The following is a 14,614-nucleotide window of genomic DNA, read 5'->3' as shown; positions in this document are numbered from 1 at the left end:
GGTGAGATCACCGTACCGACATCTGGGCCGTCACGTCGCCGCCCGCACGGGGCGGCGGCGTCCGCCCACGGCGAACACGGACACCGATCGAGGGGTTGCTGGCGCGGTGGCCACGGACGTTGCCGGGTTGATCGCGTGATCCAGGCGGCGCCTCGCAAGGCGCCGCCCGCAGCTCAGACCGGGCGTCTTTGCAAGGGCGGCAACGCCGCGAGGCGTCGTCTGGGCGCGCGAGCGACCCGGATGACGTTCGTGGCCGCCGCGCTAGGGCCGATCCGGGAGTGCTGGGGCGGACGCGCGCAGGCGGATCGCACGCAGCACGTAGTCGATCCCGGTGACGACGGTGAGCGCGATCGCGAGTGCCAGCGCCGTCCACCGGACCCAGAAGACGACCGCGCCGAGCGGTTCGAGCGGCAGCAGGTAGAGGCCGATGGCGAGCGTCTGCACGAACGTCTTCGCCTTGCCGCCGCGGCTGGCGGGGATGATCCCGTGCCGCAGCACGGAGAACCGCAGCACGGTGATGCCCACCTCGCGGGCCATGATCACGATCGTGGCCCACCACGGCACCTGACCGAGCACGGAGAGGCCGATCAGCGCCGCGCCGGTCAGCGCCTTGTCCGCGATCGGGTCGGCGATCGTGCCGAACGCCGTGACGAGACCGCGGCGGCGGGCCAGCTCACCGTCGAAGTGGTCGGTGATGGACGCCACGGCGAACACCCCGAACGCGATGAGCCGCCAGCTCGTGCTCTGGCCCTGCTCTGCGAGCAGCGCCACCATGAACACCGGGACGAGGACGAGCCGCATGCCGGTGAGCACGTTCGCGATGTTCAGCAGCGGCGGCGCTCCGCCCGCCGGCGCCGAGGTCATCCCGAGCCCCTGGACGCACCCACCAGCTCGCTGCGCGCGACCAGCTCGCGCGGCGAGACGACGAGATCGGCTCCCTCGGTGCCGACGACGACCGCCCGCACCATGTCGCCGACCTCCAGCCCGGAGCCCCGCTCGACGACGCACTCGCCGTCGACCTCGGGCGCCTGGTGGTCGGCACGCCCGGTGCACTCGAAGTCCTCGTCCTCCGCGGTCTCGACGAGGACCGTGACCTCGGTGCCGACGCGGTCCTCCGCGCGCTGCGTCATCAGCTCCTCCACCAGCGACGTGATGCGTTCCACGCGCGCGGCGATCTCGTCGGCGTCGATCTTGCCGTCGTATCCGGCGGCCTCCGTGCCGTCCTCGTCGGAGTAGCCGAAGACGCCGACGGCGTCGAGCCGCGCGCCGGTGAGGAACGCCTCGAGCTCGGCGACGTCCTCCTCCGTCTCGCCGGGGAAGCCGACGATCACGTTGCTGCGGATGCCGGCCTCCGGGGCGCGCTCGCGGATGCGGGCGCACAGGTCCAGGAAGTCCTTGCGCGAGCCGAAGCGGCGCATCCGGCGCAGCACCGCGGGGCTCGCGTGCTGGAACGACAGGTCGAAGTAGGGCGCGATGCCGGGCGTCGAGGCGATCACGTCGACGAGATCGGGGCGCATCTCGGCCGGCTGGAGGTACGAGACGCGGATGCGGTCGATGCCGGGCACGTGCGTGAGCCGCGGCAGCAGCCTGACCAGCGCCTGCGTCCCGCCCGGCAGGTCCTTGCCGTACGACGTGGAGTTCTCGCTGACCAGCACGAGCTCGCGCACGCCCTGCATGCCCAGCCAGGCCGCCTCGGCCACGACGTCGTCCGGCGGGCGGGAGACGAACGAGCCGCGGAACGACGGGATCGCGCAGAACGCGCACCGGCGGTCGCAGCCCGACGCGAGCTTGAGGTTGGCGACCGGGCCGTCGGAGAGGCGGCGGCGGGCGAGGTTCGGCACCCAGGCGTGGCCGGGGATCTCGACGTCGACGGCCGCGGACGGCCGCGCGACCGGCGAGATCGGCAGCAGTGTGCGCCGGTCGACCGGCACGTGCGGCGCAGGCGCGTGCCCGCCGATCACGTCGGAGAGCCGCTCGGCGAGGTCGGGGTAGGCGTCGAAGCCGAGCACGGCGTCGGCCTCGGGGAGGTTCGCGGCGAGCTCGGCGCCGTACCGCTCGGCGAGGCAGCCGACCGCCACGACCTTGGCCCCGCCGTTCTTCGCGACGTCCGACGCCGCGAGCAGCGTGTCGATCGAGTCCTTCTTCGCCTGCTCGACGAAACCGCAGGTGTTGACGACGATCACGTCGGCCTTGTCATCGGCGTCGACCAGCTCCCACCCCGACCCTTCGAGGCGGCCGGCGAGCTCCTCCGAGTCGACCTCGTTGCGGGCGCAGCCCAACGTCAGCAGGGCGGCACGCCGCGGAGCAGCAGCGGAACGGGGTTCTGGCACGGGCACCAGGGTATCCGGCGCGGCGTCGCCGCCCGACCGAGCACGGGTTGCCTGCCCGATCGGCCCAGGCTCGCTCAGCCGTGTGCGAGGGTCGCGAAGAACTGCCGGACGTCTTCCACCACCAGGTCGGGTGCGTCCTGAGCGGCGTAATGGCCGCCCCGGTCGTGCTCGGTCCACGACCTGACGTCGCGGTGGTGCTCGGAGAACGTCCGGATCGAGGGCAGGTCGCCGGGGAACTGGGCCACCCCGAACGGGACGTCCGCCGGGATGGGCAACGGCTCCTCCCGCTCGGCGTCGGCGTAGATCCGGATCGCGGAACCGCCGGTGTTGGTGAGCCAGTGGATCGTCACGTGGGTGAGGATCTGCTCGGTGTCGAGCCCGTGCTGGTGCATGGCCTGCGCGTTCCAGCCGAGCAGCCCGACCGGCGAGTCGGCGAGCGCGTGCGCGATCGTCTGCGGCTGCTGGCCGTGCACGACGCCGTACGCGGCCTCGTACGCGACGTAGTGGTGGAACGCGTCCCACGCCGCGCGGTCCTTCGGCGAGAGCCGCTTCACCCAGCCGGGATCGTCGTCTGGCGGCGGGTCCCACGTCTGGGTGACGTGCGCGCCGATCAGCCGCTCGGGCACGACGTTGCCCAGCGCCGACGCGACACCGCCGCCCCAGTCGTTCCCGACCGCGCCGAAGCGCTCGTAGCCGAGCCGGCCCATCAGCTCCGCCCACGCGCCGGCGATCCGCCGCAGGCCCCACCCGGCGTCCGGGGTCGGGCCGGAGAAGCCGGAGCCGGGCAGGGACGGCACGACGAGGTCGAACGCGACCGCCGGGTCGAGGCCGTGCGCACGCGGGTCGCTCAACGGCCCCAGCACCTCGAGGTACTCCGCGACGGACCCGGGCCAGCCGTGCGTGAGCACCAGCGGCAGCGCGTCCGGCTCCGGTGACCGGACGTGCAGGAAATGCACGTTCGCGCCGTCGAGGGTGGTGGTGAACTGCGGATGCGCGTTGAAGCGCGCCTCCCACCGGCGCCAGTCGTAGCGGTCGTGCCAGTGCTCGGCCAGCTCCCGCACACGGGCGGTCGGGACGCCGTAGCCGGTGCCGCCGGCGGGCTCCGGCGCCCAGCGGGCGCGCTCGATGCGTTGCCGCAGGTCGGCGAGGTCCTCTTCGGGGACGGCGAGGCGGTGCGGTCGGATCGTCGCGTCCACGCCGTTCACCCTTCCTCCCCCAGCAGCGCCCGCACCTCGAAGCCCAACTCCGGGATCGGGCCTGGGCACTCGAACAGGCGCGCGGCGATGTCGGTCGCGCGGTCGATGTCGGCGCAGTCGACGAGCCAGTAGCCGGCGAGCACCTCCTTCGTCTCCGCGTACGGGCCGTCGGTGACCACCCGCTTCCCGTCACGCATGTGGACGAGCCGCGCTTCCTTCGGCTGCGCGAGGCCCTGGGTGTCGATCAGTTCACCCGATGCGGTGAGGTCGGCGGTGAACGCCGCGAGGAAGGCGTCGATCGACTCCAGCTCCGAGCCGGACACCAGCTCGTCGAAGTCGCGCTGCGACCCGTAGGCGAGGATCAGGTACTTCATGTCGGACTCCCGTCGACGGCGCCGGGTGCGCCGCTCGATGGGACCTCGGAGCGGCACGCGCGTTCCCGACACTTTTGCAAGGGCGTGACCACGGTCACATGCGAGCCGGATCTAGGCTCGCATGTCGTGGGAACGCTGGTGCGGCGGGCACGGACCGCCGACGTGAAGACGATCAAGCAGCTGGTCGACGCCTACGCGGGCCGGGTGCTGCTCGCGAAGGAGATCGTCACCCTCTACGAATCGGTGCCGGAGTTCCTGGTGGCCGAGCTCGACGGTGAGGTCGTCGGCTGCGGCGCGCTGCACGTCCTGTGGGAGGACCTCGGTGAGGTCCGCACGGTGGCCGTCGACCCGCGGGTGGTCGGCCGCGGGGTCGGGCACGCGCTGGTGGGCGCGCTGATCGACGGCGCGCGCGAGCTCGGGCTGCGCCGGCTGTTCGTCCTGACCTTCGAGAAGCACTTCTTCGCCCGCCACGGCTTCGCCGAGATCGACGGCACCCCCGTCGAACCGGACGTGTTCGCCGCGATGCTGCGCTCGTACGACGCCGGTGTTGCCGAGTTCCTCGACCTGGCGCACGTCAAGCCGAACACGTTGGGCAACGTGCGGATGCTCCTGCAGCTGTAACCTGCGGGAATGGACGCCCCCACCGTCCCGAAGCTGAGCTGGCGCCGGCCGGCGCCGCCGCTGCGGCAGTGGGTGAGCCTCTACGCGGGGTACCGGATGGAGGCCACACCGCCCGGCGTCCACCACGGGGTGGCGTCGGGGCACCTGACGTTCCTGCTCTGCCTAGACGGCGCCGTCGAGGTCCTGTCGAACGCCGATCCGGCGAAGCCGCCCGGCCGGTTCACCGCGAGCGTCAGCGGGCTGCACGCCGCGCCCGCGGAGATCGCGCAGGGCGAGGCGCAGACCGGGCTGCAGCTGCGGCTGACGTGGCGGGGCACCCGCGCGCTGCTCGGGCTGCCGGCGGCGGAGCTGGCCGGCGACACAGTCGACCTCGCCGCGATCATCGGCCGGCGCACCGGCTCGATGCTCGACCGGCTCGCGGCGGCGGGCGACTGGCGGGAGCGCTTCGCGCTGCTCGACGCGGAGCTCGGCAGGCTCGCCGTCGATGGGCCGGGCGAGCGGGGTGTGCTGCCCGAGGTCGGGTATGCGTGGGACCGCATCGCCGAGAGCGGCGGCACGATCCGCATCGAGGAGCTGGCCCGCGAGGTCGGCTGGAGCCGACGCCACCTCGCCGAGCGGTTCCGCGACGAGATCGGCCTCGCCCCCAAGGCCGCCGCCAAGGTCATCCGCTTCGAGCGGGCGTGCGACCTGCTCAGGGACCCGAGCCGGCCAGCGCTCGCGCAGGTCGCGGCCGACACCGGCTACGTCGACCAGCCCCACCTGGCCCGCGACTTCCGCGACCTCGCCGGCGTCACCGCCACCGAGTGGCTGGCCGAGCGCCCCGAAGCCTGACCCGCGAGGTGAGTCGCCACATCCAGCACGGTGAGTTGTCACTTCCAGCACGGCGAGTCGCCACATCCAGCACGGTGAGTTGTCACTTCCAGCACGGTGAGTCGCCACTCCCAGCAGCGCCAGCCGCGCTCGAAGTGTCGACTCACCGTGCCGAAGGTGTCGACTCACCGTGCCGAAGGTGTCGACTCACCGTGCCAAAGGTGTCGACTCACCCGTCGAAACGTGGGACTCGCCGACCGAGACTCGGGACTCTCGCCGCACGGCCCGCGAGTCCTGCGTTTCTGCGGGCGTGTCGCGCATTTCGGCTACTCGTCCTCGTCGTCGACGGGGCCGCCGCCGCGCATGAGCCAGATGACGCCGTCGAGCTCGTCGGGTTTGACGAGCACGTCGCGGGCCTTCGAGCCCTCGGAGGGGCCGACGACGCCGCGCGACTCGAGCAGGTCCATCAGCCGCCCGGCCTTCGCGAACCCGACGCGCAGCTTGCGCTGCAGCATCGACGTCGAGCCGAACTGCGAGGTCACGACCAGCTCGGCGGCTTGCACGAGCACCTCGAGGTCGTCGCCGATGTCCGGGTCGATCTCCTTGGCCTCGCCGGCCTTCTGCGCCGTCACACCGTCGGTGTAGACCGGCTCGGCCTGGTCCTTGGTGAACTTGACGACCTCGGAGATCTCGTCGTCGTCGACGAACGCGCCCTGCATGCGCACCGGCTTCCCGGCGCCCATCGGCAGGTAGAGCCCGTCGCCCATGCCGATGAGCTTCTCGGCGCCTGGCTGGTCGAGGATCACCCGCGAGTCGATCAGCGACGACGTCGCGAACGCCAGCCGCGACGGCACGTTCGTCTTGATCAGCCCGGTCACGACGTCGACCGACGGCCGCTGCGTCGCCAGCACCAGGTGGATCCCGGCCGCGCGGGCCTTCTGCGTGATCCGGACGACGGCGTCCTCGACGTCACGCGGCGCCGTCATCATGAGGTCGGCCAGCTCGTCGACGATGCACAGGATGTACGGGTAGGGCCGGTACTCCCGCTCACTGCCCAGCGGCGCGGTGATCTCGCCGGAGCGGACCTTCCGGTTGAAGTCGTCGATGTGGCGGACCTTGTTGGCCTGCATGTCCTGGTAGCGCTGCTCCATCTCCTCGACGAGCCACGCGAGTGCCGACGCCGCCTTCTTCGGCTGGGTGATGATCGGCGTGATGAGGTGCGGGATGCCCTCGTACGGGGTCAGCTCGACCATCTTCGGGTCGATGAGGATCATCCGGACCTCGTCGGGCGTCGCGCGCGACAGCAGCGAGACGAGCATCGAGTTCACGAAGCTCGACTTGCCGGAGCCGGTCGAGCCTGCGACGAGCAGGTGCGGCATCTTCGCGAGGTTCGCGGTGAGGAAGTGCCCCTCGATGTCCTTGCCGAGCCCGATCACCATCGGGTGCTGCTCGGCGCGCGCGTTGCCGCTGCGCAGGACGTCGCCGAGGCGAACCATCTCGCGGTCGGTGTTGGGCACCTCGATGCCGACGGCCGACTTGCCCGGGATCGGCGCGAGGATCCGCACGTTGTCGGTCGCCACCGCGTAGGAGATGTTCTTGGTCAGCTGGGTGATCTTCTCGACCTTGACGGCCTTGCCCAGCTCGATCTCGTAGCGGGTGACGGTCGGGCCGCGGGTGAAGCCCGTGACCTGCGCGTCGATGTCGAACTGCTCCAGCACACCGGCGATCGACTCGATCATGGCGTCGTTGGCCCGGCTGCGGGTCTTCGGGACGGGTCCCGTGGGCAGCAGGTCGCTCGGCGGCAGCTTGTACGGGACGCCGTCGCCGACCGCGACGGTGAGCCGCAGCTGCTCGCCGACGGCGCCCTGCGGCTCCGGTTCGGCCGGCGGGGTGGCCGGGACGGCACCCGGCTTCTTCTTGCGCGCCGTCTGGGTCTCGGGCGCCTCGGCCGCCTCCGACTCGGGATCGCCGCCCTCGTCCTTGTAGACGTCGGCGACGCGCGAGGCCTGCCGGCGCCGCGACGGGCGGCGCAGCGCCACGGCCGCGACGTCGCCCTCGATCGCGTCGGGCTGCTCGGCCGGCTCCTCCTCGGGCACCTCCTTGCCGAGCAGCCGCCGGATCCGGTTCGGCACCGCACGCACCGGCGTGGCCGTCAGCACCAGGAACGCGTAGCCGGAGAGCAGCATCAGCACGGGAACGGCGACCCAGCTGGTCAGGCCGGTTGCGAGCGGGGTGGCGGCGACGTATCCGACCGCGCCGCCGCCCTCGACCCACCGCGACGGCTCGTCCGGCCGCCGCGCAATGAGGTGCACGAGCCCGAGCGAACCGAGTGCGAGCAGGAGCGTGCCGACGGCGATCCGCGGCCGCGACTCCGGCCTCGGCGGCGTGGCCATCAGCAGCGCACCCGCCCCGGCCAGCACCACCGGCAGCACGACCGCACCCAGCCCGACCACGTACTTGATGGCCATCGAGATCCACTGGCCGATCGGCCCACCGGCCCCGAACCAGATGCCTGCAGCGCTGACGACCGCCAGCACGAGCAGCAGCACACCGAGCCCGTCGCGGCGGTGGGCGGGGTCGAGCTCGCGGGTGCGCCCGACGGCCTTGCCCATCGAGCGGCCGAACCGGAGCATGCCGCGGCCCGTGCCGTCGATCGCGCGGTCGAGCAGATCGGGGTTCTTCTTGGACGGGCGGCGCGCCGGGGTGCGCCGGGACGACGCCGAGGTGGCCTTGCGGGTGGTGTTGCGGGTGGTGTTCCGCGTGCGCGCAGAGCCACCCGAGGTGCCCTTGCCCGCGGCAGCCCGGCTCGTCGTCGCACGTCCAGCCATGCCCACACGGTATCCGGGAGCACCACCCCAACCGGGTTACGACGCACCCCTGCGCGCCCGCCGGGGCCTGCGGTGCTGTAACGCGGAACACACGAGGCCCGAGTTCGGCTGTCGGACGCGGCAGCTGAGCGAGGGGGAACGGCATGCCGGATCGGTACTTCGTCGTGAAGGACACTGCCCACGGGAAGTTCTTGGTGGCGGGCAACGAGTTCGAGATGCGCCGCGGGTCCGGCGTGATCGCCACCGGCACGCCCTACGTCTGGCACGGCGACGCCGTCCCGGAAGGGCAGCCGGGCGCCGCCGGATCGGCGGGGGCCCGCGAACCGGCCGGCGAGCGCTCGACCACGCCCGTGGACAAGGCCGCGGAGCCCTCGTGGCGCGACACCGCCCAATGGCGGTTCGTCCCCGTCCCCGACGCCGCCGGGCACTACTACCTGATCGACCGCCGGCACCGGGCCGCGCCAGGAGGGTTCTGAACGACTGGGGCCGTAGCGAGCGGCGTTCAGGTGGTGTCCTCGCAAGGCGCGCGGATGCGGCGATACCGCTGTTGTATCGACGTATTCGCGCAACGCCGCGAGGGCGCCGCCTGGGCGTCGCGCAGTAGGTCCCAGTCGTTCAGGGCGCTCCTGGGCGGCGGGGACGACTGGGACGGGCGGATCTACCACTACCGCAACTACGAGGGCCGCCGGAACGCCCAGTGGAAGCTGGAGCCGCCGACCACCGTGGCGTCCCCACCAGGCGTGGTGCACTTCGTCGACCGCAAGCACGGCCGAGCGCTCGTCGCGGGCGACCAGGCCGACGGCAACCTCTACCACCAGCCGCCCGGCGACCGGCGCAACGCCCTCTGGTCGCTCGAGCTGGCGTCCGAGGGCACCGGCGGGCCTGCGATGTACATCACGAAGCAGGAGCTGGTCGACATCTCGTACGCCTTCGACCAGGCAACGAGGTTGGAGACCCCGCCGCAGCTGGTGATCTCCCGCACGACCGTGGGTTCCGACGTCGGACCGCAGAGCTTCGTGCTCACCCCCCGGTACAGCGAGAAGGTGACCGAGACCGTCACGTTCCAGCACTCCGCCACCTTGGGGCTGACCCTGTCGCTCAGCCTGATGGCCGGGGCGAGCCAGCTCATCAGCAAGACCGAGACGAAGTTCGAGGCGAAGGCCGAGTTCGGTTTCAGCAGGACCTCCGGCGCCACGACGGAACGCACCGTCAGCTTCGCGTGGGTGGTGCCGATCCGATCGTCGGGGAAGCCGGTGCAGGTGGAAGGAGAGATGCGCCGCGCCCGCACGGACGTTCCCTTCGAGTCGACACTGCGGACCACCTACGCCGACGGCAGCACGCACGACCACGTCGAACCGGGCACGTGGAGCAACGTCGCATACACGACCGGCGAGATCACCTACTCCCACCCGGTGACCGGATCATGACCGACCGGTACTTCCACATCGTCGACAAGGCTCACGGCAGGTGCGTTGTGGCAGGCGAGGTGTTCACCACGCGCAGGGGGTACTCGGGCCCCGATCCTTCGGTCCCCGTCGACGAGATGCCTCCCGTGTACCACCAGCCCCACGAGAACCGGGACCCGGCGCAATGGAGGTTCGTCGACGCCGGGGACGGCCACTACTATGTCCTCGACCGCCGGCACGGGTGCGCGCTCGGCGCCGGCGAGCGGTACGACGAGCGGATCTACCACTACCGGGACTACGAGGGCCGGCCCCACTGCCGGTGGAAGGCCGCCACCACCGCTCCAGGGATGTTCCACCTCGTCGACGCCAAGCACGGCAAGGCGCTCGCCGCCGGTGACACCGCCGACGGCCGGCTCTACCACCAGGAGCCGGGCGAGCGGCGCAACGCGCTGTGGAGCATCGAGCTGGCGAACGACGGCACCGCGGGACCCACGTTCTACGTCGTCGACCAGCAGCTGGTCAGCGGCCCCACATACGACCGGCTGCGCTCGCAGCGCCACGACATGCCGCCGCTGTTCGTCCTCGACGTGACGGTGCGCAACGATTCCGACACCGACCAGGACCTGACGCTGCAGCAGTCGATCGCCGACCGCTCGGCCGAGACCGTCACCACGCAGGTCTCGGCATCGCTGCAGCTGCTGTACTCCAGCGAGGTCGAGCTCGGCATGTTCGCGGCGGCGGCGAAGGCGAAGATCGAGGTGTCGGCGAAGTACGCGTTCACGTACTCCAACGCGGTGATGCGCGAGGTCGTCACGACGCTCGAGCTGGGCGTGCCGGTGAAGGTCCCGGCCGGGGCAGCCGTGCGGGTGCGGGGCGAGATCAGCCGGTGCGCGGCGAAGGTGCCGTTCACGTTCACCGTCCGGCGCACGCTCGGCGACGGTTCGACCGTCGACGAGCAGGAGAACGGCACGTGGCAGGGCGTCGAGTACCTCACCGGCGGGTTCTCGTTCACCGATCCCGACGCGGTTCAGCCGTAGCGGCGCAGCACCACCCACGTCGTGGTGCGGATCGTCTCGCGCCACCCCGAGATCGTGTCGAGCACGACGTCCAGCTCGCCGGAGCTGGGCGCCGTGACCATCAGGAGCAGGTCGTACTCGCCGGTGACGGTCTCGACCTCGCTGATCCCCGGCAGCGTCGCGAGCCTGCGGACGTACCCGGCGACGTCCGGTGTGCGGATGACCAGCCCGACGCGTGCGCGGTGCGCCGCGGCGAGGCCCGGCAGCTCGACGTCGGCGCGGTAGCCGCGGATCACACCGTCGCGTTCGAGGCGCTGCACCCTGGCCAGCACGGCCGTCCGCGAGAGGCCGACGACGCGCCCGAGATCGGCCATGGTGGCCCGCCCGTCGGTGGCCAGCAAGGTCAGCAAGGTGCGGTCCAACTCGTCGATCTGACGATTCGTCGACGTCACGGGCGACATGGTGGCACTTCGCACGCCAACACCGACGCTCGGCATCGTGCGCCGTCAGGATTCCGTCAAGACACTTGATTCATGGCCGCCACCGCTCGGATCACCGCAGAGAACGTCCACGGGAGCCTGCGCAAGCACCTCCTCGTCGACGGCTTCGACCTCGTGCTCGACACCCGTGCGAGCAAGGGCTCGTGGATCGTCGACGCGCGCACCGGCGAGCGGTACCTCGACCTGTTCAGCTTCTTCGCCTCGGCGCCGCTCGGCATGAACCACCCGGCGCTCGTCGACGACGCCGAGTTCATGGCCGAGCTGGGTGCGGTCGCGGTCAACAAGCCGTCCAACTCCGACGTCTACACGACGCACATGGCCGAGTTCGTCGCAACGTTCGAGCGGGTGCTCGGCGACCCGGCGCTGCCCCACCTGTTCTTCGTCGAGGGCGGCGCGCTCGCCGTCGAGAACGCCCTCAAGACCGCGTTCGACTGGAAGCAGCAGCACAACGCCCTGCACGGCCGCCCGGAGCACCTCGGGACGAAGGTCCTGCACCTGCGCAGGGCGTTCCACGGGCGCAGCGGCTACACGATGTCGCTCACCAACACCGACCCCACGAAGACCGCGCGCTTCCCGACGTTCGACTGGCCGCGCATCGACGTCCCGGCGATCCGCTTCCCGATGGACGTGGCCGCGGTCGAAGCCGCCGAGGCGGCGGCGCTGGAGCAGGCCCGCGCCGCGTTCGCCGCGCACCCGCACGACATCGTGTGCTTCATCGCCGAGCCGATCCAGGGCGAGGGCGGCGACAACCACATGCGCCCGGAGTTCCTGCTCGCGATGCAGGAGCTCGCGCACGAGAACGATGCCCTGTTCGTCCTGGACGAGGTGCAGACCGGCGGCGGCATGACCGGCACGCCGTGGGCCTACCAGCAGCTCGGTGTGCAGCCCGACATCGTCGCGTTCGGGAAGAAGTTGCAGGTCTGCGGCATCATGGCCGGCGGGCGGCTGGACGAGGTGCCCACCAACGTCTTCCAGGTGTCCTCGCGCATCAACTCGACGTGGGGCGGCAACCTGACCGACATGGTCCGCTCACGCCGCTACCTCGAGGTGATGGAGTCCGACGGGCTCATCGAGCGCGCCGGGCAGCTCGGCAAGCGGGTGCTCGACGACCTGCGTGCGGTGCGCGGCATCTCGAACGTCCGCGGGCGCGGCCTGTTCATCGCCTTCGACCTGCCGACGGCCGAGGCCCGCGACGCCGCCGTACGCGCGCTGCTCGCCGACAAGGTGCTGATGCTGCCCTGCGGCGAGCGCTCGCTGCGGCTGCGCCCGGCGCTGACGATCAACGAGGACGAGCTCGACGCGGCCTTCGCCGCGATCGCCCGCGCCGTCGCGTAGGGGCGCCGAGACCCCGCCGTCGGCCGGTCCCGGAGGTTCAGGAAAGCCACTTTCATGCAATGACGTTGCATGAAAGTGGCTTTCCTGACCTCAGCGCGTGTCCCAGTTGTACTGCTCCTTGCGGATCTTCATGTACACGAACGTCTCCGTGCTGCGCACCCCCGGCACGGCGCGGATGCGGTTGGTGACCAGGTCGAGCAGGTGCTCGTCGTCCGCGCAGACGGCTTCGACGAGCACGTCGAAGCTGCCTGCGGTGATGACGACGTAGTCGACCTCGGTCATCGCAGAGAGGGCGTCGGCGACCGCGACGATGTCGCCGTCGACCCGCACCCCGACCATCGCCTGGCGCCGGAACCCGAGCTGCTGCGGGTCGGTGATGGCGACGATGTGGATGATCCCCGCCTCCTGCAGGCGGGCGACGCGCGCCCGCACGGCGGCCTCGGAGAGCCCGACGTCGCGCGCGATGCTGGCGAAGGGTCGCCGCCCGTCGACCTGCAGCATCTCGACGATCGCCTTCCCGACGTCATCGAGCGGCGCGGCCGTGGTCACAGAGGCATGCTAGTAGGGATTTCGTTGTCAAGCCCGGTTTGAACCACTGATCCTGGCGAAAATTGCCCGAGCAGGCCTCGAAATACTTCGTCGATGCCTCTACAGTCCCCGCAAGCACCGAGGGCCCAGGAGGCAGGATGAGCACAGAGACGTCCCATGTCGGACCGGGAGGTTCGGCGCCGGGCGCAAAAGGGCTGAAGGGCGGGGCGCTCGGGCTGCTGTCCGGCATCGTGATCGGGCTCGCCTCGACGGCCCCCGCTTACAGCCTCGCGGCCAGCCTCGGGCTCATCGTCATGATCGCGGGTGAGAAGGCACCGTCGATCCTGCTGCTCGCGTTCATCCCGATGTACCTCATCGCGGTCGCCTACCGCGAGCTCAACAAGGCGGAGCCGGACTGCGGCACCACCTTCACCTGGGCCGCGCGGGCGTTCGGACCCTGGGTGGGCTGGCTGGGCGGCTGGGGCATCATCGCCGCCGACATCATCGTGATGGCCAACCTCGCCCAGATCGCGGGCCAATACTCGTTCCTGCTGGTCGGCGCCGACGACCTGGCGCAGAGCACGCTCTGGACGACGGTCGCGGGCGTCATCTGGATCGTCCTGATGACCTACATCTGCTACCGCGGCATCGAGGTGTCCGCACGGCTGCAGTACGCGCTGCTGGGCATCGAGCTCGTGCTGCTCGCCGCGTTCGCGGTGATCGCGCTGGTCAAGGTCGCCATCGGGGACGCGCCGGAGGGCTCGCTGACCCCCGACCTCTCCTGGCTGTGGCCGGGCGGGATCGGCGTCTCGGAGCTGGTCGCGGCGGTCCTGATCGCCGTGTTCCTCTACTGGGGCTGGGACACCGCGGTCGTCGTCAACGAGGAGAGCGACGATCCGAGCAGCACCCCCGGCCGCGCCGCGGTGCTCTCGACGATCCTGCTGGTCGTCACGTACGTGCTGGTGACGGTCGCGACGGTGGCCTTCGCCGGCACCGGGACGGAGGGCATCGGCCTCGGCAACGAGGAGAACGCCTCCGACGTGTTCGCCGCGATCGGCCCGGCCGTCTTCGGCGACAGCCCGCTCGGCTCGTTCTTCGTGGTGCTGCTGGTGATCTCGGTGCTGACGTCGTCGGCGGCGTCCACGCAGACCACCATCCTGCCGACGGCGCGCGCCGCACTCGCGATGGCGGCCTACCGCGCGATCCCGCGCCGGTTCGCCGCTATCCACCCGCGCTTCCAGACCCCGAGCGTCGCGACGTGGGCGATGGGCATCGCGTCGGTGGTGTTCTACGCGGGGCTCACGCTGGTGAGCGAGAACGTGCTCGCCGACTCGATCGCCGCCGTCGGCCTGCTGATCGCGTTCTACTACGGGCTGACCGGGTTCGCGTGCGTCTGGTACTACCGCCGCCAGCTGCGCGGGCGCGACCTGTGGGTCAAGGGTGTGCTGCCGGGCCTCGGCGCGGTGATGCTGCTCGCCGCGTTCGTGCTCGCGAGCATCGACTACGCGGCGACCGACAGCGGCACGACCGTCGTCTTCGGCATCGGCGGCGTCTTCGTGATCGGCATCGGCTCGCTGATGCTCGGGGCGATCCTGATGATCGTCTACAGCCGGATGGCACCGGCCTACTTCCGCGGCGAGACGCTGCGCAAGGCCCCCTGACGGGGATCG

General features: G+C 71.2%; 14 protein-coding genes. 7 read left to right on the top strand and 7 right to left on the bottom strand.

The genetic code is table 11. The features are described 5' to 3' along the window. Positions 1 to 261 precede the first annotated feature (261 nt). The 4 genes from pgsA to LL648_RS11740 form a co-directional block, all read right to left on the bottom strand. Entirely contained in the window at positions 262 to 864 is a 603-nt protein-coding gene (gene pgsA, locus LL648_RS11755; protein WP_232662532.1) for a CDP-diacylglycerol--glycerol-3-phosphate 3-phosphatidyltransferase, read from the bottom strand. Beyond that, positions 861 to 2,336 (bottom strand): 30S ribosomal protein S12 methylthiotransferase RimO, encoded by a 1,476-nt coding sequence (gene rimO / locus LL648_RS11750; RefSeq protein WP_374112023.1) that lies wholly within the window; start codon positions 2,334 to 2,336, stop codon positions 861 to 863. The genes pgsA and rimO overlap by 4 nt, the downstream gene beginning before the upstream one ends. Positions 2,337 to 2,404: 68 nt before the next feature. Beyond that, the gene (locus tag LL648_RS11745; protein WP_232662530.1) at positions 2,405 to 3,526 is read right to left on the bottom strand and encodes an epoxide hydrolase family protein; all 1,122 of its coding nucleotides are present in this window, start codon (positions 3,524 to 3,526) and stop codon (positions 2,405 to 2,407) included. Positions 3,527 to 3,531: 5 nt separating this feature from the next. Continuing rightward, on the bottom strand, positions 3,532 to 3,900 hold the full coding sequence (locus LL648_RS11740; RefSeq protein ID WP_232662529.1) for a YciI family protein: 369 nt from the start codon (positions 3,898 to 3,900) through the stop codon (positions 3,532 to 3,534). 126 nt (positions 3,901 to 4,026) lie between these two features. On the opposite strand from LL648_RS11740, the gene LL648_RS11735 reads away from it, so the two are divergent. Both LL648_RS11735 and LL648_RS11730 read left to right on the top strand, forming a co-directional pair. Next, positions 4,027 to 4,521, top strand: coding sequence for an amino-acid N-acetyltransferase (locus tag LL648_RS11735; RefSeq protein WP_308190301.1), 495 nt, complete (start codon positions 4,027 to 4,029; stop codon positions 4,519 to 4,521). Positions 4,522 to 4,530: 9 nt separating this feature from the next. Continuing rightward, a complete protein-coding gene (locus LL648_RS11730; RefSeq protein ID WP_232662528.1) occupies positions 4,531 to 5,352 on the top strand; it encodes an AraC family transcriptional regulator in 822 nt (273 codons plus the stop codon). A 305-nt stretch (positions 5,353 to 5,657) separates the two neighbouring features. Here the strand turns inward: LL648_RS11730 and LL648_RS11725 are convergent, their stop codons facing one another. Next, positions 5,658 to 8,159, bottom strand: coding sequence for a DNA translocase FtsK (locus tag LL648_RS11725; RefSeq protein ID WP_232662527.1), 2,502 nt, complete (start codon positions 8,157 to 8,159; stop codon positions 5,658 to 5,660). 143 nt (positions 8,160 to 8,302) lie between these two features. Here LL648_RS11725 and LL648_RS11720 point away from each other — a divergent pair, with 143 nt between their 5' ends. From LL648_RS11720 to LL648_RS11710, 3 genes are read left to right on the top strand one after another with little or no spacing between them, the layout of a single operon-like run. Further along, positions 8,303 to 8,635, top strand: a complete 333-nt coding sequence (locus LL648_RS11720) for a hypothetical protein (protein WP_232662526.1) — start codon at positions 8,303 to 8,305, stop codon at positions 8,633 to 8,635. Positions 8,636 to 8,689: 54 nt separating this feature from the next. Next, positions 8,690 to 9,586, top strand: coding sequence for a hypothetical protein (locus LL648_RS11715; protein WP_232662525.1), 897 nt, complete (start codon positions 8,690 to 8,692; stop codon positions 9,584 to 9,586). Continuing rightward, the gene (locus LL648_RS11710; protein ID WP_232662524.1) at positions 9,583 to 10,602 is read left to right on the top strand and encodes an ETX/MTX2 family pore-forming toxin; all 1,020 of its coding nucleotides are present in this window, start codon (positions 9,583 to 9,585) and stop codon (positions 10,600 to 10,602) included. The genes LL648_RS11715 and LL648_RS11710 overlap by 4 nt, the downstream gene beginning before the upstream one ends. Here LL648_RS11710 and LL648_RS11705 read toward each other — a convergent pair. Further along, on the bottom strand, positions 10,593 to 11,033 hold the full coding sequence (locus tag LL648_RS11705) for an Lrp/AsnC family transcriptional regulator (protein ID WP_232662523.1): 441 nt from the start codon (positions 11,031 to 11,033) through the stop codon (positions 10,593 to 10,595). The two genes, LL648_RS11710 and LL648_RS11705, sit on opposite strands and share 10 nt — an antisense overlap. A gap of 81 nt (positions 11,034 to 11,114) precedes the next feature. Between LL648_RS11705 and lat the strand changes: the two genes are divergently transcribed. Then, a complete protein-coding gene (lat, locus tag LL648_RS11700) occupies positions 11,115 to 12,416 on the top strand; it encodes an L-lysine 6-transaminase (protein WP_232662522.1) in 1,302 nt (433 codons plus the stop codon). Between the two features lie 90 nt (positions 12,417 to 12,506). Here lat and LL648_RS11695 read toward each other — a convergent pair whose 3' ends face one another. Then, positions 12,507 to 12,965 carry an Lrp/AsnC family transcriptional regulator gene (locus LL648_RS11695; protein ID WP_232662521.1) on the bottom strand — a complete coding sequence of 153 codons (459 nt, stop codon included), beginning with the start codon at positions 12,963 to 12,965 and terminating at the stop codon, positions 12,507 to 12,509. 137 nt (positions 12,966 to 13,102) lie between these two features. Here LL648_RS11695 and LL648_RS11690 point away from each other — a divergent pair, with 137 nt between their 5' ends. Next, entirely contained in the window at positions 13,103 to 14,605 is a 1,503-nt protein-coding gene (locus LL648_RS11690) for an APC family permease (RefSeq protein WP_232662520.1), read from the top strand. Positions 14,606 to 14,614 lie beyond the last annotated feature (9 nt).

This window comes from Pseudonocardia sp. TRM90224, assembly GCF_021245725.1.
Taxonomy (GTDB): Bacteria; Actinomycetota; Actinomycetes; order Mycobacteriales; family Pseudonocardiaceae; genus Pseudonocardia.
This window is presented reverse-complemented; position numbering and strand designations above follow the sequence as displayed.